The following is a 21,207-nucleotide window of genomic DNA, read 5'->3' as shown; positions in this document are numbered from 1 at the left end:
TGCCATTACCTTTGCACGCATGCGGCAGATGCATTTTCAACGCAAATAAGTGATTCGCCGTGTTAAGAGCCGGCTCAATTAATCATGTTAAAAATATTCATGCAACTTATTTATTTAAAATAAACAATATAAAATTAATCTAACAAAACAACACAAACCTAAAGCCATTAAGTCATTTAAAAACATGGTGATAGAAGAATTTATAAAATAAGTGAACCGCCATTAAATTCGATTAGTGATGCGAAAAATAGACAATGACCGATAATAACTCATGTTATTAGTTGTGCGCTAAAAAGACGGCGGAACGCTATAAACGGCAAATAAAATACATCTTTATCGGAGGGGCAATAAAGTAAACGTCAGGATTCAATATTGCATAAGAACATCGGCGAATAGGCATTACTAAACATCAACGTGTTTTTATCAATGCTGCGAATATGATAAAACGTCGACTCATTGCTGAAAAAGTAGGTATAAATCTCTTCCGGCAAGGTATCACGCGGCGAATAGTTGACCTCGCCATACTGAAAGCGATAAAAACTCCCCTGCGAAACATAGCTGAAGTTAACCCGCCGATTGACGAAGTATTTCTTTTCACCGTCGTTGGCTAACCCCGACAGGACCATCACGCCCTTATCGCCGGACAAAAAGATGTAGTTTATTTTCAGCGACAGCTGAATGTCGTTATGGGCCGCCTGCGCGTCCAGTGAATTGAAATAATTGAACGTGGCGTTCGCTTCACAGGAAAAATCACTGAAGTCATGATGGCTGCGTATCAGGGAATACATCACGCTGCCGGTCAACACGCACAGGCCGACCAGCGTGGCTGACAGAATATTTAACTTTTTTTCCATGCCCGAATGTACTCGCTCTCACAGTTATGCAAAACAGCCGCACTGTCCTTCGTGCATTTGGCGATAAACTGGCGTCCGCTGTCTTCATTGGCATTTTGAGAACGGTTAACCTTGGTAATGACGACCTCGCCGGATCGGCAATGCCGGCCATACAAATCTTTCCTGACCAGAAACTGCAAGTAGCCGTCCTGGTGATTCGCCAAAAAATGGCCGGCATAGTAGATCGGGCAACCGTTCACCGTGCCGACGTAGGACAATACCTGCTTCTTTTCACTGTCGCGATGGTGCTTGTAATAGATGAAACACAGCGCCAGAAAAGATAAGGGTACGACGATCGATAAACTGCGCAGCAGAATAAAAAAATAGTGATGGGTGTTTTTTGTCGTTGCGGCAGGTGACGCCAACGTCACTGAGGCATCGGCAAGCTGATGAGGCTCGGGTAAATCAATCCGCAGTCGGTCGACAGGTATTATTCGATTAAGTCTATACCCCTTTTTGGATAGGGTAACGATGAGGCGCTCGTTGAAACCGACAGACGTCAATGCGCGTCGGGTCAGGCTGATATATTGATTTAACGTCGCGGAAGAGGCGCTCAAGCCGTGATCGGTCCAAACCTGCTGCAACAGCGTCTCGCGACTCACCGTCTCATGGCCGTGTTCAAGCAAGCATTTGAATACTCTGGCATTGACGCTGGATAAGAAAACTTCCCGCCCCTTCTTTAAACTTTTCAATGAACCGTTTTCAGTATTAAATGTAATATCTTTATCAATGATATAAATCATGTTTAGCCTGACAGCGCACACGGGTTATTATTTAAACTTATTGAGCCAGTTCGACGACCGCCGCTAAGCGCGGATAGTTTTTTCGCACAGAGAAAAAACAATACTAACGTCATCCCAACAGGTGCGCAACTTTAAGAATTTTCCCCATCTCTCCATCCTTATTTGTCCCACAAATGGCGGTATACGCGTTATTTTTTCGCCGTCATCGGATCTGTTGGCAACAATACATTTCTATCAGGGGGATAAAGGCTAAAACGGTGCAGAGGACACGCTTCGCGATCGCGACGTGAAAGTAACGCCTGTTCAGCGTATCGACTTGATGAATAACGGGGAAGAGCGTTTTGCGGGACGCAAATGGGTGGGGACCCTGCCAGCTACATCCCGGCACACACGTCACCTGCTGCGGCTGCTTCCTTCCGGACCTGACCGAGTTCACAAGTTAGTGTTGCGGGAGAACCAACAGGGCCCCCATTGACGGCTTCTGTACTCCGAAGCGGTGGGCATTATCGGCGATGCCCCATCAAATAGCAAGCCAACCGGGGCCAACCGCTGTTTTCTTGCCCACCTGCATTGTGGCACACTCTCCGCCTGGGTTTTGACTCGCGCAGGAACTGCAACATGCAACCAGAAGACGCCTCTTTCAGCCAGCGGGTATTCCATATCGTGGCCGCTATTCCGTACGGCAAAGTCACCACCTACGGTGAAGTCGCCCGTCTGGCCGGTTCGCCGCGCGCCGCGCGTCAGGTCGGCGGCGTGCTGCGGCGTTTGCCGGAAGGCAGCACGCTGCCGTGGCACCGCGTAATCAACCGGCACGGGCAAATCTCGCAACAGGGGGAGGATTTTCAACGGCAACGGCAGGCATTGCTGGCGGAGGGGATTATTTTCGGCCCGCACAGCACGGTCGATTTCGATCGCTACGGCTGGCGCTGGTAAAACAAAACAGCCTTTGGCCGAAGCGCAAAGGCTGTTGATTGGGTCTTGCCGTACCGCAGCAGAATTACTGCATCGCGCTTGGCGCAGCCTGCATCGGCACGCCCTGCACCGGAACCAGCAGCAGATCGGCGCGGGTGCCGTTGCGGTTAACCACTTCCTGGATCGTGTCGGTAATGAACATCAGTCGCCCGTTGACCGTCACCGCCGCGCTCAGAATGATGCGCGCATTCGGTTGGATATCAGACGGGTTGTACGGCAGCGTAAAGTTGAACGGCGCTTGTTGCCCTTCGGTACGTATCGCGCGCTGTGCAATCACTTTGGACGGCGCATCCGCCAGCGAGGCATCAGAGAGGGTGACAGTCAGTACGGCGTCCGGCGGCAGCGCAATGCGCTGACGTATATTAACCGAACCTGTCACCGCCGGCCCCTGAATCTGCGTTTGCGCAGCCGCCGGGTTGCCGGCCGCCGGTGTAGGCACATCAGCACTCTTTTGCGCGCATCCTGCCAGCGTGATCGTCAGTGCTGCGGCACCGCCTACGATTTGCCAGAGTTTCATGGATCGGTCTCCTTTTTTATTATCAACACGTTGGTGGCTTTCACCACCTCACTCATTAAACTTAGCACAAAACACTGATAAATCCACTTTGCCCCGCCTATTAATCACTTAGCCAGCCCAATGCGCTCACTATTAAGAGCATTCTCATCGGCCCTTTAACGCAAGATATTGACGCCGCGCCGTGATATTCCGCACACTGCGCAAAATGATTATTAGAAAGGTAACAATTTTATGAGCCAGGCATTGCAAAACCTCCTCGATCTGTTGGATCTGGAGAAAATCGAAGAAGGGCTGTTCCGCGGCCAAAGCGAAGATCTGGGGCTGCGTCAGGTGTTCGGCGGGCAAGTGGTCGGCCAGGCGCTGTACGCCGCCAAACAGACGGTGCCGGACGAGCGCAGCGTGCACTCGTTCCACAGCTACTTCCTGCGCCCGGGCGACAGCAGCAAGCCGATCGTTTACGACGTGGAAACCCTGCGCGACGGCAACAGCTTCAGCGCCCGTCGCGTCAGCGCCATCCAGCACGGCAAACCTATCTTCTATATGACCGCCTCCTTCCAGAGCCCGGAAGAAGGTTTCGAGCACCAGAACCAGATGCCAGACGTGCCGCCGCCGGAAGGGCTGCTGTCCGAATCAGAGATTGCTCAGAAGCTGGCGCCGATGCTGCCGACCAAAGTACGCGAAAAATTTATCGGTCAGAAGCCGATCGAAATGCGCCCGGTGAAATTCCACAACCCGTTGAAGGGCAGCGTGGAAGAACCGCATCGCTACGTGTGGTTCCGCGCCAACGGCAGCATGCCGGACGATGCGCGCATCCACCAATATCTGCTGGGCTACGCATCGGACTTTAACTTCCTGCCGACGGCGCTACAGCCGCACGGCGTCGGCTTCCTCGAGCCGGGCATGCAGGTGGCCACCATCGACCATTCGATGTGGTTCCACCGCCCGTTCCGCATGGATGATTGGCTGCTGTACGCGGTGGAAAGCTCCTCCGCCTCCGGCGCACGCGGCTTTGTGCGCGGCCAGATCTACACCCGCGACGGCGTGCTGGTCGCCACCACCGTACAGGAAGGGGTGATTCGCCAACGCGACGCCTGATTTGCGGCATAAAGAAAGGGGCGATGTTTCCATCGCCCCTTTTTGCTTCATCATTATTTTCGTATTTAGCGCACTGCCCTGCTTCGAGTCTTACTGGTTGTAGGCGCTCTCGCCGTGGCTGTTGACGTCCAACCCTTCGCGCTCCTGCTCTTCCGGCACTCTCAGCCCCACCATCGCGCCCGCGATCTTGAAGGCGATAAAGGCGGCGACGCTTGACCACACCAGCGTAATCACGACGCTCAGCAGTTGGATCCACACCTGATGCCCCATCGTCACCCCTTCGGCATAGCCGGTGCCGCCGAGGGAAGAAGCGGTGAACACGCCGGTCAGCAGACAGCCGACGATGCCGCACACGCCGTGCACGCCGAACACGTCGCAGGTGTCGTCCACTTTCAGCCATTTTTTCAACGTCACTACGCCCCACAGGCCGGCGACGCCCCCCACCAGGCCGATGATCAACGCGCCGCCCACGCCCACGGTGCCCGCCGCCGGCGTAACGGCAACCAGCCCGGCGATCATGCCGGAGCAGGCGCCCAACAGCGAAGGCTTACCGCGCAGCACCCACTCGGCGAAGGTCCAGGACAGAATGGCGCCCGCAGTAGCCACCACAGTGTTCAGGAATGCCAAGGCCGCGATGCCGTTAGCCGCGCTGGCGGAACCGGCGTTAAAGCCGAACCAGCCGATATACAAGATGGACGCGCCGGTAAACACCATCGGCAGGTTATGCGGTTTGAACGCCTCTTTACCGAAGCCGGCGCGTTTGCCGAGCAGATAGGCGCCGATCAGCCCGGCGCTGGCGGCGTTGATGTGCACCACGGTGCCGCCGGCGAAGTCCAGCGCACCGTCGGTGGCCAGATAGCCACCGCCCCACACCATGTGTGCGATCGGCAGGTAAGACAGGGTGAACCACAGGATCGCGAAGATCAGCACCGCCGAGAAGCGAATGCGTTCGGCGAAGCCCCCCACCACCAGCGCCACGGTAATGCAGGCGAAGGAGGCCTGGAAAGCGACGTGGATCATCTGGCTGATGCTGCCGGTGACGCTGTCGATGCCGATGCCTTTCAGCATCGCCGTCTGGAATCCGCCGAACACCGCATTGCCTTCGCTGAACGCCAGGCTGTAGCCATACAGCACCCACAGCACGCAGACCAGCGCGAAGGTGACGGTGACCTGCGTCAGCATCGACAGCACGTTTTTGCCACGCAGCAGGCCGCCGTAAAACAGCGCGATGCCGGGCAGCGTCATGAACAGCACCAACGCGGTGCAGATCATCATAAAGGCGTTGTCGGCCTTATCGGCGACCGCCGGGGCGGCCAGGGCCAAAGAAGGAACCAGTGTTACCGAACTCAGGCCCAACATGGATAACAGTCTTTTCATTATCAATCATCCCCATCACTTAACTGAGTTCGCGGTTACAGTGCCGATTCGTCGGTTTCGCCGGTGCGAATACGGATCACGCGTTGCAATTCGGCAACGAAAATTTTGCCGTCGCCGATTTTGCCGGTGTAGGCGGCTTTGCTAATGACATCAACCACTTCATCCAACTGATCGTCGGCGATGGCGATATCGATTTTGACCTTGGGCAGGAAGTTGACGTTATATTCGGCGCCGCGATACAGCTCGGCGTGCCCTTTCTGGCGGCCAAAGCCCTTCACTTCGGTTACGGTCAACCCCTGAATGCCCACGGAGGACAAGGCCTCGCGCACGTCCTCCAGCTTGAACGGTTTGATTACCACGGTCACCAGCTTCATATTGCCTCTCCACGAATTAAGCCCAAACTCACCCCGGTACGCCTCATATGTAGCAAGGGCTGTGCCAAATTTTATTTTGCATGGCGATTCAGCGGATTAGCGGGCACGCGGGCGCCGCCGCGGCGTGGTGCAGTACCGATACCTTGAATGGGTTAAATAATGCGCACTGATTTGGTGCGCGTCGCGTCGAAAAAGTGCAGAAAGGGGGCGTAGCCTGGCGGAGTTGCCTGCTTGTGGTGCGTTGGGAAAAATAAGGGCCGCGATCGCGGCCCGTGGGATCAGGCGGGTTGGCTCTCGTCGCGCACCGCTTCCGCCAACTGCTCGCCCGCCAGCTGCAGCTGATACATCTGGTAGTAGCGCCCCTGCTGCGCCAGCAGCTGTTGATGGTTGCCCTGCTCCACCGCCTGGCCGCGATGCAGCACCAGAATAGAATCGGCATCGACGATCGTCGAGAGGCGGTGAGCGATCACCACCAGCGTGGTGTGCTCGCGGATCACGCGCAGCGCCCGCTGGATAGCCTGCTCGGTGCCCGAGTCGATATTGGCGGTCGCCTCATCGAGGATCAGGATCTGCGGCGCCTGCACCAATACCCGCGCCATCGCCAGCAGCTGTTTCTGCCCGACCGACAGGTTATTGCCCTGCTCCCCCAGCCGGGTATGGATACCCTGTGGGAAGCCGCGCACCAGACTCGCCAGCTGCACCGTTTCCAGCGCCCGCCAGACGGCTTCTTCATCGATGTTGCGCCCCAGCGTCACGTTGGCCAGCACCGAATCGGCGATCACCACCGGATCCTGTTGCACCATCGCCACGCCCTGGCGCAGCGTGCGGTGCGACAGGCTGGAGAGCGGACGGCCGTCGAGACGCACTTCCCCTTCGCTGACCGGGTAATAGCCCATCAGCAGGTTAGCCAGCGTGCTCTTGCCGCTGCCGGTATGGCCGACCAGCGCCACGAAGCCGCGTGAGGGCACCGCCAGCGAAATATGCTGCAGCACCTTTTTATCCGCACGGTAGGCGAAGCTCAGATCGGTGATGTCGATGCTGCCGCTGGCCAACGGACGATCGTCTGCGCCGTAGCTTTGCTGGCTGCGATCCATCAGTTCGAAAATACGTTCGCCGGCCACCACCGCCTGCTGCAGGATCGACTGTTGTGACGTCAACTCGATCAGCGGTTCGTTCAAACGCCCCAGGTAGTTGATGAAGGCATAGAGCACGCCGACGCCAATCACGCCTTCGCCGCTGAAGCCGAACAACATCAGCAAACCGCACAGCACCAGCGCCGAAAACAGACTGAGCAGCGGCCGCAGAAGAAAACCGTCGAGCCGCAGCGTCTGCATGCGCGCGAGATAGTGCGATTGGCTGGCGGCGCTCATGCGTTCGCCGAAGCGCACCTGCTGGCGGAATTGCTGGATCACGCCCATGCCGTTGATCACTTCGTTGAAACCGTCGTTGATGTCCGCCAGATAACTGCGCACCCGGCGCACAATCGGCGTGCTGTAATATTGATAGATGCCCATCACCACGAACACCGCCGGGAAGATGCAGATAGCCACTAACGCCATGCGCCAGTCGAGGCTGAACATCGCCACCAGCATGGCGCCGATCAGCGCGGCGCTTTTCAGCACCGTGGAGACCACCATCACGTACAGGTCCTTGATCACTTCGGTGTCGTTGGTGACGCGCGAGATCAATTGCCCGACCGGTTGGGTGTCGAAGGCGCTGAGCGGCTGGCGCAGCGCGGCGTCCATCACGTCGGTACGCAGCCGCTGCACCACGCCTACCGCCGCCTGGTTGAACAACAGCGCCTGGAAGTAGTGCAGCGCCGCCGCCAGCAGCTCCAGCAGAATGTAAGCCGCCGCCAGCCCGCCGACAATCATCAGCGGCAGTTGCCCTTTGGCGACGTAATTATCGATAAAATAGCTGACCAGGATCGGCCCGGCGACTTCCGCCGCCGCCGCCACCCACAGCATCAGCACCGCCACCCCCAGCGGTTTGCGGTACGGCGAGCCGTAGGCCAGTAGCCGCTTCAGCGTCGGCCACAGCTTTTGCACTTTATTCATCGGCCAACGCCTCCTCGCCGTTTTCCGGCGCTTCGTCCAGCGCCGCTTCCAGCTGCTGATAACGGTACATATCGCGATACCAGCCCGGCTGCGCCGCCAGCGCCGCCGGATCGCCGCGCTGCGCCACGCCGCCGTGCTGCATCACCAGGATTTCGCTGGCTTCGGTCAATGCCGACAGCCGGTGCGCGCTGATGATCACCGTGCGATCTTGCCCCCAGCTGCGCAGGTTGTGCAGGATCTGGTGCTCGGTACGGCCGTCCACCGCCGACAACGCATCGTCGAGGATCAGGATCTCCGCATCCAGCAGCAACGCGCGCGCGATGGAGATGCGCTGTTTCTGGCCGCCCGACAGCATCACGCCGCGTTCGCCCACTTCGGTGTCATAGCCCTGCGGCAGCCGCAGAATGTCCTCATGGACGCTGGCCAGCCGCGCCGCCTGTTCAATCTGCGCCTGCGTCGCCCCCGGCTGGCCCAGCGCGATGTTGTTCGCCACGGTATCGGAGAACAGGAACGGCGTCTGGCTCACCACCGACAGCCGCGAACGCCAGTCGTCGAGCCTGACCTGCGGAAGCGGCAGGCCGTGATAGCGGATCTGCCCTTGGTCGACGTCGAACTGACGCTGGATCAGCGACAGTAATGTCGACTTACCGGCCCCGGTCGGCCCGCACAGCCCCAGCATCTGCCCCGGCTTCAACGTCAGCGCCAGGTCATGCAGCGCCGGGTGCGGGTTTTCCGGGTAGTGGAACGCGCGGATATCCACCTCCAGCACGCCGCGCCCGGCCGGCAACGCCTGCGGGCCGTCCTGCACCGCCGGCGCCTCGTCGAGCAGGCTGCGGATACGGCTGTAGGCCGCGCTGCCGCGCTCGACGATGTTGAACATCCAGGCCAGCGCCAGCATCGGCCAGATCATCAGGCCGAGGTACATCACAAAGCTGGTCAGTTGCCCGAGCGTCAGCGAACCGTTCACCACCATCCAGCTGCCGCCGCCGATGGCCAGCAGGTTAGAGGCGCCGATGGCGATATAAATGGTCGGATCGAAGCGCGCATCCACCCGCGCCACGTGCATGTTCTTGGCGCCGGTCTGCGCCGCGACGTCGGCGAAGCGGTTGGATTGGTGATCCTCCAACCCGAAGGCCTTGATCATGCGGATGCTGGTCATGCTTTCCTGCGCCTGATCGTTGAGGCTGGAAAACGCCGCCTGCGCCGATTTAAAGCGCTGGTGCAGCTGATCGCCGTAATATTTGATGGCGATCGCCATCAGCGGCATCGGGATTAACGCCAACACCGTCAGCTGCCAGCTGATTTGGGTGCTCATCACCACCAGCACCACCAACCCCATCACCAGCGAATCCACCAGCGTCAGCACGCCTTCACCGGCGGCGAACACCACGCGATCCACGTCGTTGGTGGCGCGCGCCATCAGATCGCCGGTGCGGTGGCGCAGGTAGAACGCCGGGTTCTGCCGACTGAGCTGACGGTAAAAGTTTTCGCGCAGCTCGACCGCCAGCTGGTAGGAAGCGCCGAACAGCAGCACCCGCCACACATAGCGCAGCAGGTAAACGACGATCGCAGTGCCGATCATCAGCCCAAGCCAGGCCAACAGCACGCCGGTAGACATCTGTTTTTCGGTGACGCCGTCCACGATGATGCCGACCAGTTTAGGCGGCAGCAGTTGCAGGATGGCGATGACGATAAGCAATACCACCGCGCCCAGGTAGCGGCGCCACTCCCGGCGGAAGTACCAGCCGATTTGTGCAAATAATCTCACGCAGTTTGATTCCAGGGTTTTATGAGGTTTGTCTCTTTTTCCGCTTCAACGGAGCAGGATACCACCGTTGAGCCGCTCGTCCGGTGAACTTTTCACTCCGGCACCGGCAGCGCGGTGGTGTATTTGATTTTTTCCATGGCAAAGCTCGAGGTGACGTCAATAAGGCCCGGCACGCCGTTCACCAGGCGCTTGTAAAAACCGTCGTAGCTTTTCATGTCCGCCACTTCGACCTGCATCAGGTAGTCGTACTCTCCCGCCATACGGTAGAACGCCAGCACCTCGGGCATTTGGCTGGTCAGCTGCACAAACGCCTGATACCACTCGCTGCTGTGCTGTTGGGTCTTGATCAGTACGAACGCCGTCAGCCCCAAGCCAAGCTTTTCGTTATCCAACAAGGCCACCCGGCCGCGGATATAGCCTTCGTCTTCCAGACGTTTCAGGCGCTTCCAGCACGGCGTAGAGGTCAAATTAACCGCATCGGCCAGCGCCTGCAGCGACTGGGTGCAATCTTGCTGCAGCATGCACAGCAGCTTACGGTCTGTTTTATCTAACATAGCGGCCACCTGGAGAAAATTTTTCTCCCATTAGGCGATTAAACAGGGAAAATGGCAATCCTTTTTTCCTGCCGACAGGCTATGCTACGCCATAAATCAGCCCCCTATTCTGAGGCCAAATCATGACAAACTCTTGGGTAAAATATGCTATCGGTGAAATAGAAGCGGATTTTCAGCGCTCCGCCGATACGCACCTGATTCGCCTGAACCTGCCGGCGTTTCCCGGCATCTGCCTGTATCTGAAGGATGAGAGCACCCACCCGACCGGCAGCCTGAAACACCGTCTGGCGCGCTCGCTGTTCCTTTATGGCCTGTGCAACGGCTGGATCACCGAGAACACCACCATCATCGAGGCCTCTTCCGGCAGCACGGCGGTGTCCGAAGCCTACTTCGCTCGCCTGATCGGCCTGCCGTTCATCGCAGTGATGCCGTCCTGCACCGCGCGCCGCAAGGTGGAACAGATCGCCTTTTACGGCGGCCGCTGTCACTTCGTCGATCACGCCGCCCAGATCTACGCCGCCTCCGAACAGCTGGCGAAAGAGCTGAACGGCCACTATATGGATCAGTTCACTTACGCCGAACGCGCCACCGACTGGCGCGGCAACAACAACATCGCCGACAGCATCTTCCGCCAGATGGCGCGCGAACCCTTCCCGGTGCCGAAACACATCGTGATGAGCGCCGGCACCGGCGGCACCTCCGCCACGCTGGGGCGTTATATCCGCTATCAGGGGCACGACACCCAATTGACGGTGGTCGATCCGGAAAACTCGGTGTTCTATGACTGCTTCCACCACGGCGATCGCACCCTGATCGGCAGCTGCGGCAGCCGTATCGAAGGCATCGGCCGCCCGCGCGCCGAGCCGTCGTTCATCCCGTCGGTGGTCGACAACATGCTGCGGGTGCCGGATGCCGCCAGCATCGCCACCATTCACTGGCTGGAAGGCGTGCTCGGCCGCAAGGTCGGCGCCTCCACCGGCACCAACGTCTGGGGTGCGCTGCAGCTGGCGAAACAGATGCGGGAAAACGGCGAGCAAGGGTCGATCGTCACCCTGCTGTGCGACAGCGGCGAGCGTTACCTGGATACCTATTACAACCCGGAATGGGTCAGCAACAACATCGGCGATCTGCAGGCGTATCTGGCGCAGCTGGCAAATTTGTAACGCCAGGCTTCGGGTAAAAAAAAGCCGGGTAGTCATACCCGGCCGGCTGTAAGGAGAACCTCATTCTTCGGGGGAATAGGTGAGGCAAGGTGAACGCAGCCAATGTTGTAAATAGTGGGCCACCGCCTGTTGTTGGCAATGGCCGATAACCGGCAGCTGCGGCAGCAGGGATTTCAGCTGCGGCAGGGCGTTGCCCATCACCACGCCGTGTCCCACCGCCCCCAGCATCTCTTTGTCGTTCATCGCGTCGCCGAACGCCATGCAGTCGGCCATCGTCAGCCCCAGATGGCGACTCAGTCGGTCCAGCGCCGTGCCTTTGTTGCAACCGAGCGGCAGCACCTCCAGGCAGTCGTAGGCGGAAAAGCATAGGTCTGCCTCACCGCCCAGCTGCGCCCGCAGCTGTACCTGCAATGCCAGCAACTCCTCGTGCGGCGCGACAAAACACACCTTGCTGTTGCCGAACGCCGGCAGGCGGCGCACGTCGGCCTGCTGAAAACGAAAACCGCTCAGGTGATGCGCCCGCAGCATCTCTTCCGGCACGGGGAATTCGGTCAGCCAACCTTCGTCGCGGAACACGTGCATACTGGCGCGGGTGCGCCAATGATGATGCAGCACCTCTTCGGCGACCGCCGCCGGCAGATCGGTGGCGTGCAGCTGTTGGCCACGGTTGTCATACACCCGCGTGCCGTTGCCGGTGATCAGATAGCCCTGCAGCCCCAGCTGCGCCATGATCGGTTGCGCATCAAGGTAGTGCCGCCCGGTGGCGAACGTCACCACCATCTCCCGCTCCACCAGCTGGTTCAGCACCGCCAGCGTTTCCGGGCCAACCCGGTGATCCGGCATCAACAGCGTGCCGTCCATATCGAAAGCCGCCAGGCGATACATAAAGACCTCATGAATGTGAACGCGATTACAATCAGTGCAGTATGGGATGGTATTTGCGGAAGTAATAGTGAACAATTTGGGAAAACTGTTCCGGATTTCTGCTCATGCGCCTGGTTCACCGTCTCAGCCAATATCAACGCCTGTATCAACAGCTCGGCAACGCGCCGGTCGCCGTGACCATCGGCGAGCTGGCGGCAATGTTCTACTGCAGCGAACGCCATGCCCGCACGCTGGTGCAGCAGCTGCAGGATCAGGGCTGGCTGAGCTGGCATTCGCAGCCCGGCCGCGGCAAACGCGCCAGCCTGCGCTGCCTGAAAACACCGGATGAGCTGCGCGCGCAGCTGTTGCAGCAGCTGTTGCAACAGGGCAATCATCAGGGGGCGCTGGAGATGGCGCAGCTCGATCCGCAACACCTGCAGGATCTGCTCAGCCCGCACCTCGGCGGGCAATGGCAGGCCGGCAGCCCGACGCTGCGCATTCCCTATTACCGTACGCTGGAGGCGCTCGATCCGCTCACGCTGACCGGCCGCGCCGAGCAACATCTGGTGTCGACCCTGCACGCCGGGCTGACGCGCCTGATGACCGGTAACCCGGAGCCGCAGCCCGATCTGGCGCACCACTGGCAGATAAGCGATGGCGGCCTGCGCTGGCGATTCTTTTTGCGTAGCCAGCTGCGCTGGCACAACGGCGAACCGTTGACCGGCCAGCAACTGCTGCAAACGCTGGAAAAACTGCTGGGCCATCCGCGCAGCCAACCCAGCCTGAGCAGCGTCGCGAACGTCAGCCTGCCGCATCCGCTGTGCATTCAGTTCGACCTGCACCTGCCGGACTATTGGCTGGCACACCGGCTGGCGGAGCTGCCTTGTCTGATGACGCACCCCGAACTGCCGGCCATCGGCGCCGGCCCATTTAAACTGGCGTTGAATGAACCGCAGTTGGTGAGGCTGGAACAGCATGCCGGTTACCATCTGCAGCATCCGTATCTGGACACCATCGAATACTGGATCACGCCCGATCTGCCCATCACCGGCGCCGACGCCAGCTGCCGGCATCCGGTGCGCATCACCATCGGTCAGCAAGACGATTTGGCGCAGGCCCGGCCGGTGCAGCGCAGCATGAGCCTGGGCTGGTGTTATCTGGCGCTGAACCTGCGCCACGGCGTGCTGAGCGAAGCCCAGGGGCAAAAGCTGCTGATGCTGATCCAGCAGTCCGGCCTGCTCAGCCATCTGCCGATCCCCAACAGCGTGATCACCCCCAGCCATGAAATGCTGCCCGGCTGGCGCATCCCCAGCCAACGGATTGAAGAAGATGTCCCGCTGCCCGCTCGGCTAACATTGCTGTATCGGCCGCCGGTCGAGCTGCAAACGGTGACGGTCGCGCTACAGCGGCTGCTCGCGCAGCACGGCTGCGAGCTGGAAGTGCGTTACTACGCCGGCAAGCGCTGGCAAAGCGAGGCGCAAATCGCCCAGGCCGACCTGCTGCTGGCAGACAACCTGATCGGCGAGGCGCCTGAGGCGACGCTGGAGAGCTGGCTGCGGCAGGATTCGCTGTGGCGCGGTATCCTGACGGCAAGCCGCTGGCAGCAGCAGCAGGAGACGCTGCGGGAGATCCAACAGCTGCAGGCGCAGCCACTGCGCTTCGAACGGCTGCAGGCCTATTATCAACAGCTGATGGCCGCCGCCATCATCACGCCGCTGTTCCACTACCAGTATCAGATCAGCGCGCCGCCGCGTATGCATGGCGTGACGCTGACCGCCCATGGCTGGTTCGATTTTTGCCAGGCGTGGCTGCCGCCGCCGGTGGATGAGGCACCGACCGGAGCCGAACCGCCCTGCGCCTGACGGCCCTTTCTGCTACTATTGTCGCCGCAACGCAATTTTTATCCTGCCGCCCGAATGTGTATCGGGAATGGCCAAAGCCCAAAAAGGTGATTTTATGAAGCGCGCGGTTGTCGTTTTCAGCGGTGGACAAGACTCCACGACCTGCTTGATCCAGGCATTGCAACAGTATGACGAAGTTCACTGCGTCACGTTCGATTACGGCCAGCGCCATCGCGCCGAAATTGAAGTCGCTCAGGAGCTGTCGGAGGCCCTCGGCGCCAAGGCGCACAAGGTGCTGGACGTGACGTTGCTCAATGAGCTGGCCATCAGCAGCCTGACTCGCGACAATATTCCGGTTCCCGCCTACGATCCCAACCAGAAAAACGCGCTGCCGAGCACCTTCGTGCCGGGCCGCAACATCCTGTTCCTGACGCTGGCGGCGATCTACGCCTACCAGGTGGAAGCGGAGGCGGTGATCACCGGCGTGTGTGAAACCGACTTCTCCGGCTACCCGGATTGCCGCGACGAGTTCGTCAAAGCGCTGAACCAGGCGGTGGTGTTGGGCATCGCCCGCGATATCCGCTTCGAAACGCCGTTGATGTGGCTGAACAAGGCCGAAACCTGGGCACTGGCGGACTATTACCAGCAGCTGGATCGGGTGCGTCAGGATACGCTGACCTGCTACAACGGCATCAAGGGTGACGGCTGCGGCGAATGCGCCGCCTGCAACCTGCGCGCCAATGGCCTGACGCAGTATCGCGCCAACCAGGCGGAAGTGATGGCGGCGTTGAAACAGAAGGCCGGTCTGGCCTGAGGCAGCGACGGCGGCAGCCGCCGCCGGTGAGCTGACTGCGAATGTTATTTGGGCGTGAGCGCTTCCAGGTGCTCGCGCAATTCCCCTTCAATCGGCAGCGCCCGCTGCGTTTTCAGATCGACGCACACGAAAGTCAGCAGCGCGTCGGCCACCGGCGTCCCCGCCGGATCCTGCGTCACCTTCTGGCTCAGTACCCCGCTTTTGCCGTTGAGCTGCACCATCTGGCTGTCGATGCGCAGTTTATCCCCCAATACCGCCGGGCTGCGGTAATTGATATTGATGTTCACCACGATGAAAGCGATGTTGTTTTCCGTCATCCAGCGGAACCCTGCCTCGTTTTCCAGCCACTCCCAGCGCGCCTCCTCCAGAAACTCCAGATAGCGGGCATTGTTAACGTGCTGGTAGACATCAAGGTGATAACCGCGAACTTTGATAAAGGTTTGCATAGGGAACGATCGCTCCTGCCTGGTGATTACAGAAAGAGGGAGCCGCGTGGGCTCCCTCGCCCGTTTGGTCAACGCGCCAAACTGGTAAGACCTGTAAAATGTAGCAGAGTCGCCATTGCCTCAGCGGCATTTTGCCGCGCAGCCGCGACCGGGATCACATTTTCAGCCGAGTGCGGTTCTTCTCGAACAGCGCCGGTCCGATGCCCGGCACCTCCTGCAGTTGCTCAACCTGGGTGAATGGCCCGTTCTGTTCGCGATAGCGCACAATGCCTTCCGCCTTCTTCAGACCGACACCGCTCAAAGCCGCTGCGAGCTGTTCGGCGGTGGCCTGATTGATGCTGACCGCCGTCTCTTCGGCCGCCTTGGTCATCGCCTGTTGCCCGCCATTGCTCGTCGGGGTTGAGAGCATCGGCGCCGGCGCATCGGCTTTATCCGCCGCGGCGGCCGGCACCGCCAGGCATAACAACAGCGCGGCCAGCGCGGCTTTAACGTGATGACGGTAACCTGATAACGTTTTTTTCTCTGTATGTTGCATGCTGTATCCTCCTTGTGTGTGACAGCACGGCTACCTTGCCGCGGCGGCGGATATTCAGCAATCGGCGGATATCAGATGTGGAAAAGGCCGCGAAAGCGGCCTTTGTTTGTTGCACTGCGTTGCAGAAAAATGCGGCGATTACTGCGGCTGTTGCTCAGCGGCGCCCATTTTAATTTTGGCTTCTTTACGCAGGCTCGCCAGCAACGAATCGAAGGAAACGCCGGTCGCGCCCTCTTCCATCTTGCCGACGAAGGTTTTCATTTCGTCTTCCGGCAGCGTGCCTGGCTTCACCGCATCGAGTGCGATCAGCACCACGTTGTCCTGGCGATCCTGCGACATGCCGTACACCGGTTTGCCGTCCTGCGGGTGCGGCAGCGCGAACACGCTCTCCACCAGCTGGCTGTCTTCCGGCGCGCGCGCCATCTTCTGCACGGCGCCAAAGCTCAGGCCGGCGGCTTTCATCGCCTCGTCGCCCTTGCCCTGCTTCAGCTCAACCAGCAGCTTCTCACCCTGCAGTTTCGCTTCCTGCACCGCCTTGTTGCGTTTCACCAGATCCGCCACGCGGTCTTTTACCTGGTCGAACGGCTCGATGCCTTCCGGCTTGTGGCCGCTCACGCGCACCACGAAGGCGCGGTCGCCGTCTACGGTGATCACGTCGGAGTTACTGCCCGGCGCGCCGTTCTCGCCGATCAGCGAACCGTCGAAGATCGCCTGCACCACCGGCTTGAAGTTCAGCGCCGCAGGGATATTGTCGCGGGTGAACCAGTCGGTTTGCGCCGCTTTCACGCCCGCCGCTTCTTCAGCCGAGGCCAGGGATTCGTTGTCGCTGGTCGCCGCTTCGCTCACCTTCTGCTGCAGCGCGTAATACGCATCTACCGCTTTCTCCTGCTTCACCTGCTTGGCGATAGCGTCATGCACTTCGCTCAGCGGCTTCAGTTTCTCTGGTTCGATGTCGTTCAAACGCACGATCAGGTAGCCGACGGAAGATTTCACCACGCCGGACAGCTGCCCTTTTTCAGTCAGGTTAGCCTGCTTCAGCTCGTCGGCGGTGGTTTCCGGCTCCAGCCAACCCAGTTCACCGCCGGTACGGCGTGAGATGATGTCGGTGGATTTTTCTTTCGCCAGCGTGGCGAAATCGGCGCCCTTCTTCAGCTCGTCCAGCGCCGCATTGGCTTCCGCCTCGGTTTTCAGCTGGATCACGCTGTAGTTTTTACGCTCCGGCTGGCCGTAGCTGCTCTTGTGCTGGTCGTAGTAAGCGCTGATGTCCTCTTCGCTCACTGTCACCTTATCCTGCATGGACGCGGCGTCCAGCGGGATATAGCTCACCTTCACCTGCTCCGGGGCGATGAAGCTGTTCTTGTTCTGATCGTAATACGCCTTCAGTTCGTCGTCGCCGGCGCTCTGTTTCGCCTGCAGCGCCTTCAGATCGATAGTCGCCAGACGCACGTCGCGCTCCTGCAGCACCAACGCCGCCATGGCTTGCGATTCGGACGGCAGCACGAAGCCGGATTCGCCGAAGGCCTGGATCAGCTGCTGATTGACCAGCTGCTGACGCATCGACTGCGCGAAGTTGTCGGCGGTGTAGCCCATACGGCCGATCAGGTCGAGGTACTTGGCGTTATCGAATTGGCCGTTGGTTTGGAAATAAGGCGCCTTGCGGATGGCGTCCTTGATCTGATCGTCGCTGACCGCCAGGCCCAGCTTCTTGGCGTATTGGTCGAGCAGCATGTTGTCGATCAACTGGGACAACACCTGACGGCGCATCTGCTGCATGTAGCCTTCGTTGCCGGCCAGCGCAGAGAACTGGTCACCCAGCTGCTGCTGCATGCGGCTACGCTCGCTTTGGAAAGCCTGTTCCAGCTGAGCGCGTTCGATCGTCTGACCATTTACTTTCGCAGCATAATCGCCGGAGCCGCCGATCAGGTAGTTACCCACCCCGGTCAGGACGAATGACAGGATGATCAGGGCCAGGATGATTTTGAGCACGACGTGATTGGCAGCCGCGCGTAAATTGTCCATCATAGTGTGACAACACTCCGCTGTGATGTGGATTAACAACCCTTGTGCAGGCGCGTTCCCTGCGACAAAAATAAAAAAAGCGCATCAGTCCGATGCGCCTTGTATCTTACCTTACCAGCACCGCTGCGTCAGGTGATTGTTTATTACAAAACCCTGTTACGCTAAACGGTTAGACGCCAAATCAGTTTACAGCGTCTTTCAGCGCTTTCCCTGCACGGAAGGCCGGCACTTTGGCTGCCGCGATCTTGATTTCTTTACCGGTTTGCGGGTTACGGCCGGTACGAGCCGAACGTTCACGCACGGTGAAGGAACCGAAACCAACCAGAGCCACGTCATCCCCAGCTTTCAGAGAGTCGGTAACGGAAGCGATTACTGCGTCTAAAGCACGTCCAGCTGCCGCTTTGGAAATATCAGCACCTGCGGCAATCTTGTCGATCAGTTGTGACTTATTCACTCTATCATCCCCTCTAGAATTCTATCGTCGCACCGAAAAATCCCTACGGTTGCGACAGCGCAGCTGTTATATCAATCCCATCGAACCTTGGCAAGCCACCGACTGGGTGGCAAAACGTGGGCCGACAGAGATCTAACTTAGCGGTACAAAAAAATACTGGCAAGTCCGAAATGGCTTGCCAGTATAAGTTTTATCAATGGTTTTTGCGATTCGTCACTATTTTGCCGCTACCGGCAGTGCGCCGAAGGCCGGGTTTTGCAACGCAATGTTCAAAACTTCATCGATTCGCTGCACCGGATGAATCTCCAGATCGGCGATGACATTGTCCGGGATCTCTTCCAGATCGCGCTTGTTCTCGTAAGGGATCAGCACGGTTTTGATGCCGCCGCGATGCGCCGCCAACAGCTTCTCTTTCAGGCCGCCGATCGGCAACACCTGGCCGCGCAGCGTGATCTCGCCGGTCATCGCCACATCGGCGCGTACCGGGTTGCCGGTCAGGCAGGAGACCAGCGCGGTGCACATCGCGATACCGGCGCTTGGGCCGTCTTTCGGCGTCGCCCCTTCCGGCACGTGCACGTGGATGTCGCGCTTCTCGTAGAAATCGGCGTTGATGCCCAATTTCTCCGCGCGCGCGCGCACCACGGTCAGCGCCGCCTGAATCGATTCCTGCATCACTTCACCCAGAGAGCCGGTGTAAGTCAGCTTGCCTTTGCCCGGCACGCAGGCGGTTTCGATGGTCAGCAGATCGCCGCCCACTTCCGTCCACGCCAGCCCGGTGACTTCGCCCACGCGGTTTTCGGTATCCGCACGGCCGTAATCGACGCGCTGCACGCCCAGGTAGTCCTTCAGGTTGTCGCCGTTGATCTCGATGTGCTTGCGCTTCTTATCCATCAGCAGCGTTTTCACCGCTTTACGGCACAGTTTAGAGATTTCACGCTCCAGGCTGCGCACCCCGGCTTCGCGGGTGTAGAAGCGAATGATGCCGATGATGGCGCTGTCGTCGACCGTCAGCTCGCCTTTTTTCAGCGCGTTGCGCTCAAGCTGCTTCGGCAGCAGGTGCTGTTTGGCGATGTTGAGCTTTTCGTCCTCGGTATAACCCGACAGACGGATCACTTCCATACGGTCCAGCAGCGGCGCAGGGATGTTCATCGAGTTGGAGGTGGCGACGAACATCACGTCGGACAGATCGTAATCCACTTCCAGGTAGTGGTCGTTGAACGCCACGTTCTGTTCCGGATCCAGCACCTCCAGCAGAGCGGAAGCCGGATCGCCGCGCATGTCGGAAGACATCTTGTCGATCTCATCCAGCAGGAACAGCGGGTTCTTCACCCCAACCTTGGCCATTTTCTGGATCAGTTTGCCCGGCATCGATCCGATGTAGGTACGGCGGTGACCGCGGATTTCCGCTTCGTCACGCACGCCGCCTAACGCCATGCGCACGTACTGGCGCCCGGTCGCTTTGGCGATCGACTGCCCCAGCGAGGTTTTACCCACGCCCGGCGGCCCAACCAGACACAGGATAGGCCCTTTGATTTTGCTGACGCGGCTCTGCACCGCGAGGTACTCGAGGATGCGATCCTTGACGCGCTCCAGGCCGTAGTGATCGGTATCGAGCACTTCCTGCGCCTTGACCAGGTCTTTTTTCACCTTGCTGCGCGCGTTCCACGGCACCTGAAGCATCCAGTCGATGTAGCCGCGTACCACGGTCGCTTCCGCCGACATCGGCGACATCATCTTCAGCTTTTGCAGTTCCGCTTCGGTTTTCTCGCGCGCCTCTTTCGGCATTTTCGCCGCATCGATCTTGCGCTTCAGCGCTTCGTGCTCGTCCGGCGCGTCGTCCATCTCGCCCAGTTCTTTCTGAATCGCCTTCATCTGCTCATTCAGATAGTACTCGCGCTGGCTCTTCTCCATCTGCTTCTTGACGCGGTTGCGGATGCGTTTCTCAACCTGCAGCAGGTCGATCTCCGACTCCATCATCGCCATCAGGTATTCCAGACGCTCGGTGATGTCGGACATCTCGAGCACCGACTGTTTGTCGCTGAGTTTCAGCGGCATGTGGGCGGCGATGGTGTCCGCCAGGCGCGCGGCGTCGTCGATGCTGTTCAGTGACGTCAGCACCTCCGGCGGGATTTTTTTGTTCAGTTTGATATAGCCTTCAAACTGATTGATCGCGGTGCGCACCAGCACTTCCTGCTCGCGCTCGTCGATAGCCGGCGATTCAAGGTATTCCGCCTGCGCGGCAAAATGCTCACCGCTGTCGGACAGCGTAGTGATGCGTGCGCGCTGCAGCCCCTCGACCAGCACTTTTACCGTGCCGTCCGGCAGCTTCAGCATCTGCAGGATCGACGCTACGGTGCCAACCGAGAACAAGTCGTTAATGCCAGGTTCATCCGTTGAGGCCTCTTTCTGTGCCACCAGCATGATCTTCTTATCGTGATCCATTGCGGCTTCGAGGCACCGAATCGATTTTTCCCGGCCAACAAATAACGGGATCACCATGTGCGGATAAACCACCACGTCGCGCAATGGCAAAACGGGGATTTCAATGCGTTCGGAACGCTCAGGGTTCATAGAGCTCTCTCTTAGTTTAATTTCCGCCAGGTTGAGGGGGAATCTCATGAGACGCAAGCATCTAACGTTTCATAAAATCTGGTTAATGAGTATATGGGGATGAATCTCTTACATTCAACGGCAAGAATGCAGGAAAAAGAAATGGGGGAT

The 21,207-nt window shown here is 59.0% G+C and carries 19 protein-coding genes and 1 other RNA gene; 5 read left to right on the top strand and 15 right to left on the bottom strand.

Going from position 1 to position 21,207, the window contains the following annotated elements; genetic code table 11:
- Positions 1-359 precede the first annotated feature (359 nt).
- The 3 genes from ACJ8J1_RS11135 to ffs form a co-directional block, all read right to left on the bottom strand.
- On the bottom strand, positions 360-854 hold the full coding sequence (locus ACJ8J1_RS11135; protein ID WP_033642090.1) for a FidL-like protein: 495 nt from the start codon (positions 852-854) through the stop codon (positions 360-362).
- On the bottom strand, positions 839-1,636 hold the full coding sequence (locus tag ACJ8J1_RS11130) for a winged helix-turn-helix domain-containing protein (RefSeq protein ID WP_060659866.1): 798 nt from the start codon (positions 1,634-1,636) through the stop codon (positions 839-841). The genes ACJ8J1_RS11135 and ACJ8J1_RS11130 overlap by 16 nt, the downstream gene beginning before the upstream one ends.
- Positions 1,637-2,001: 365 nt before the next feature.
- An RNA gene (gene ffs, locus ACJ8J1_RS11125) (signal recognition particle sRNA small type) lies at positions 2,002-2,098 on the bottom strand.
- A gap of 156 nt (positions 2,099-2,254) precedes the next feature.
- Between ffs and ACJ8J1_RS11120 the strand changes: the two genes are divergently transcribed.
- The gene (locus ACJ8J1_RS11120) at positions 2,255-2,569 is read left to right on the top strand and encodes an MGMT family protein (protein ID WP_033642088.1); all 315 of its coding nucleotides are present in this window, start codon (positions 2,255-2,257) and stop codon (positions 2,567-2,569) included.
- A 64-nt stretch (positions 2,570-2,633) separates the two neighbouring features.
- Here the strand turns inward: ACJ8J1_RS11120 and ACJ8J1_RS11115 are convergent, their stop codons facing one another.
- Positions 2,634-3,125, bottom strand: coding sequence for a YbaY family lipoprotein (locus ACJ8J1_RS11115; RefSeq protein WP_033642087.1), 492 nt, complete (start codon positions 3,123-3,125; stop codon positions 2,634-2,636).
- 231 nt (positions 3,126-3,356) lie between these two features.
- Here ACJ8J1_RS11115 and tesB point away from each other — a divergent pair, with 231 nt between their 5' ends.
- Positions 3,357-4,220 (top strand): acyl-CoA thioesterase II, encoded by an 864-nt coding sequence (gene tesB / locus ACJ8J1_RS11110; protein ID WP_033642086.1) that lies wholly within the window; start codon positions 3,357-3,359, stop codon positions 4,218-4,220.
- Positions 4,221-4,310: 90 nt separating this feature from the next.
- Here the strand turns inward: tesB and amtB are convergent, their stop codons facing one another.
- The 5 genes from amtB to ACJ8J1_RS11085 form a co-directional block, all read right to left on the bottom strand.
- On the bottom strand, positions 4,311-5,597 hold the full coding sequence (amtB, locus tag ACJ8J1_RS11105; protein WP_033651092.1) for an ammonium transporter AmtB: 1,287 nt from the start codon (positions 5,595-5,597) through the stop codon (positions 4,311-4,313).
- A gap of 35 nt (positions 5,598-5,632) precedes the next feature.
- Positions 5,633-5,971, bottom strand: a complete 339-nt coding sequence (gene glnK, locus ACJ8J1_RS11100; RefSeq protein WP_004940327.1) for a P-II family nitrogen regulator — start codon at positions 5,969-5,971, stop codon at positions 5,633-5,635.
- A 278-nt stretch (positions 5,972-6,249) separates the two neighbouring features.
- Entirely contained in the window at positions 6,250-8,028 is a 1,779-nt protein-coding gene (gene smdB / locus ACJ8J1_RS11095; protein WP_033651091.1) for a multidrug efflux ABC transporter permease/ATP-binding subunit SmdB, read from the bottom strand.
- Complete coding sequence (smdA, locus tag ACJ8J1_RS11090; protein WP_047572448.1) at positions 8,021-9,796, bottom strand: multidrug efflux ABC transporter permease/ATP-binding subunit SmdA; 1,776 nt, start codon at positions 9,794-9,796, stop codon at positions 8,021-8,023. The genes smdB and smdA overlap by 8 nt, the downstream gene beginning before the upstream one ends.
- Before the next feature lie 92 nt (positions 9,797-9,888).
- Positions 9,889-10,350: an Lrp/AsnC family transcriptional regulator gene (locus ACJ8J1_RS11085; RefSeq protein ID WP_004940330.1), complete on the bottom strand. Its 462-nt coding sequence runs from the start codon at positions 10,348-10,350 to the stop codon at positions 9,889-9,891.
- Between the two features lie 122 nt (positions 10,351-10,472).
- Here ACJ8J1_RS11085 and ACJ8J1_RS11080 point away from each other — a divergent pair, with 122 nt between their 5' ends.
- Positions 10,473-11,513 (top strand): PLP-dependent cysteine synthase family protein, encoded by a 1,041-nt coding sequence (locus tag ACJ8J1_RS11080; protein ID WP_442520341.1) that lies wholly within the window; start codon positions 10,473-10,475, stop codon positions 11,511-11,513.
- Positions 11,514-11,573: 60 nt separating this feature from the next.
- Here ACJ8J1_RS11080 and cof read toward each other — a convergent pair whose 3' ends face one another.
- A complete protein-coding gene (gene cof / locus ACJ8J1_RS11075; RefSeq protein ID WP_103101569.1) occupies positions 11,574-12,398 on the bottom strand; it encodes an HMP-PP phosphatase in 825 nt (274 codons plus the stop codon).
- A gap of 104 nt (positions 12,399-12,502) precedes the next feature.
- On the opposite strand from cof, the gene ACJ8J1_RS11070 reads away from it, so the two are divergent.
- Positions 12,503-14,239: an SgrR family transcriptional regulator gene (locus tag ACJ8J1_RS11070; protein ID WP_103682131.1), complete on the top strand. Its 1,737-nt coding sequence runs from the start codon at positions 12,503-12,505 to the stop codon at positions 14,237-14,239.
- A 94-nt stretch (positions 14,240-14,333) separates the two neighbouring features.
- The gene (queC, locus tag ACJ8J1_RS11065; protein ID WP_033644204.1) at positions 14,334-15,032 is read left to right on the top strand and encodes a 7-cyano-7-deazaguanine synthase QueC; all 699 of its coding nucleotides are present in this window, start codon (positions 14,334-14,336) and stop codon (positions 15,030-15,032) included.
- Positions 15,033-15,076: 44 nt separating this feature from the next.
- Here the strand turns inward: queC and ACJ8J1_RS11060 are convergent, their stop codons facing one another.
- The 5 genes from ACJ8J1_RS11060 to lon form a co-directional block, all read right to left on the bottom strand.
- On the bottom strand, positions 15,077-15,478 hold the full coding sequence (locus ACJ8J1_RS11060; protein ID WP_033642075.1) for an acyl-CoA thioesterase: 402 nt from the start codon (positions 15,476-15,478) through the stop codon (positions 15,077-15,079).
- A 154-nt stretch (positions 15,479-15,632) separates the two neighbouring features.
- The gene (locus ACJ8J1_RS11055) at positions 15,633-16,013 is read right to left on the bottom strand and encodes a ComEA family DNA-binding protein (RefSeq protein ID WP_033642074.1); all 381 of its coding nucleotides are present in this window, start codon (positions 16,011-16,013) and stop codon (positions 15,633-15,635) included.
- Between the two features lie 138 nt (positions 16,014-16,151).
- Entirely contained in the window at positions 16,152-18,035 is a 1,884-nt protein-coding gene (gene ppiD / locus ACJ8J1_RS11050; RefSeq protein WP_103682132.1) for a peptidylprolyl isomerase, read from the bottom strand.
- Positions 18,036-18,213: 178 nt separating this feature from the next.
- Positions 18,214-18,486: a nucleoid-associated protein HU-beta gene (gene hupB / locus ACJ8J1_RS11045; RefSeq protein WP_004940351.1), complete on the bottom strand. Its 273-nt coding sequence runs from the start codon at positions 18,484-18,486 to the stop codon at positions 18,214-18,216.
- A 216-nt stretch (positions 18,487-18,702) separates the two neighbouring features.
- Positions 18,703-21,057, bottom strand: coding sequence for an endopeptidase La (gene lon / locus ACJ8J1_RS11040; RefSeq protein WP_019454189.1), 2,355 nt, complete (start codon positions 21,055-21,057; stop codon positions 18,703-18,705).
- Positions 21,058-21,207 lie beyond the last annotated feature (150 nt).

The organism is Serratia sp. CY37869 (assembly GCF_052168895.1).
Lineage (GTDB): Bacteria > Pseudomonadota > Gammaproteobacteria > Enterobacterales > Enterobacteriaceae > Serratia > Serratia ureilytica.
Note: the sequence above shows the minus strand (reverse complement) of the source record. Positions and strands in the feature narration are given on the sequence as shown.

What these genes read in the sequence shown, in the direction of transcription:
- ACJ8J1_RS11135 (WP_033642090.1), bottom strand. Translation starts at nt 854, where the DNA reads ATGGAAAAAAAGTTAAATATTCTGTCAGCCACGCTGGTCGGCCTGTGC.
- ACJ8J1_RS11130 (WP_060659866.1), bottom strand. Translation starts at nt 1,636, where the DNA reads ATGATTTATATCATTGATAAAGATATTACATTTAATACTGAAAACGGT.
- ACJ8J1_RS11120 (WP_033642088.1), top strand. Translation starts at nt 2,255, where the DNA reads ATGCAACCAGAAGACGCCTCTTTCAGCCAGCGGGTATTCCATATCGTG.
- ACJ8J1_RS11115 (WP_033642087.1), bottom strand. Translation starts at nt 3,125, where the DNA reads ATGAAACTCTGGCAAATCGTAGGCGGTGCCGCAGCACTGACGATCACG.
- tesB (WP_033642086.1), top strand. Translation starts at nt 3,357, where the DNA reads ATGAGCCAGGCATTGCAAAACCTCCTCGATCTGTTGGATCTGGAGAAA.
- amtB (WP_033651092.1), bottom strand. Translation starts at nt 5,597, where the DNA reads ATGAAAAGACTGTTATCCATGTTGGGCCTGAGTTCGGTAACACTGGTT.
- glnK (WP_004940327.1), bottom strand. Translation starts at nt 5,971, where the DNA reads ATGAAGCTGGTGACCGTGGTAATCAAACCGTTCAAGCTGGAGGACGTG.
- smdB (WP_033651091.1), bottom strand. Translation starts at nt 8,028, where the DNA reads ATGAATAAAGTGCAAAAGCTGTGGCCGACGCTGAAGCGGCTACTGGCC.
- ACJ8J1_RS11085 (WP_004940330.1), bottom strand. Translation starts at nt 10,350, where the DNA reads ATGTTAGATAAAACAGACCGTAAGCTGCTGTGCATGCTGCAGCAAGAT.
- ACJ8J1_RS11080 (WP_442520341.1), top strand. Translation starts at nt 10,473, where the DNA reads ATGACAAACTCTTGGGTAAAATATGCTATCGGTGAAATAGAAGCGGAT.
- cof (WP_103101569.1), bottom strand. Translation starts at nt 12,398, where the DNA reads ATGTATCGCCTGGCGGCTTTCGATATGGACGGCACGCTGTTGATGCCG.
- ACJ8J1_RS11070 (WP_103682131.1), top strand. Translation starts at nt 12,503, where the DNA reads ATGCGCCTGGTTCACCGTCTCAGCCAATATCAACGCCTGTATCAACAG.
- queC (WP_033644204.1), top strand. Translation starts at nt 14,334, where the DNA reads ATGAAGCGCGCGGTTGTCGTTTTCAGCGGTGGACAAGACTCCACGACC.
- ACJ8J1_RS11060 (WP_033642075.1), bottom strand. Translation starts at nt 15,478, where the DNA reads ATGCAAACCTTTATCAAAGTTCGCGGTTATCACCTTGATGTCTACCAG.
- ACJ8J1_RS11055 (WP_033642074.1), bottom strand. Translation starts at nt 16,013, where the DNA reads ATGCAACATACAGAGAAAAAAACGTTATCAGGTTACCGTCATCACGTT.
- ppiD (WP_103682132.1), bottom strand. Translation starts at nt 18,035, where the DNA reads ATGATGGACAATTTACGCGCGGCTGCCAATCACGTCGTGCTCAAAATC.
- lon (WP_019454189.1), bottom strand. Translation starts at nt 21,057, where the DNA reads ATGAACCCTGAGCGTTCCGAACGCATTGAAATCCCCGTTTTGCCATTG.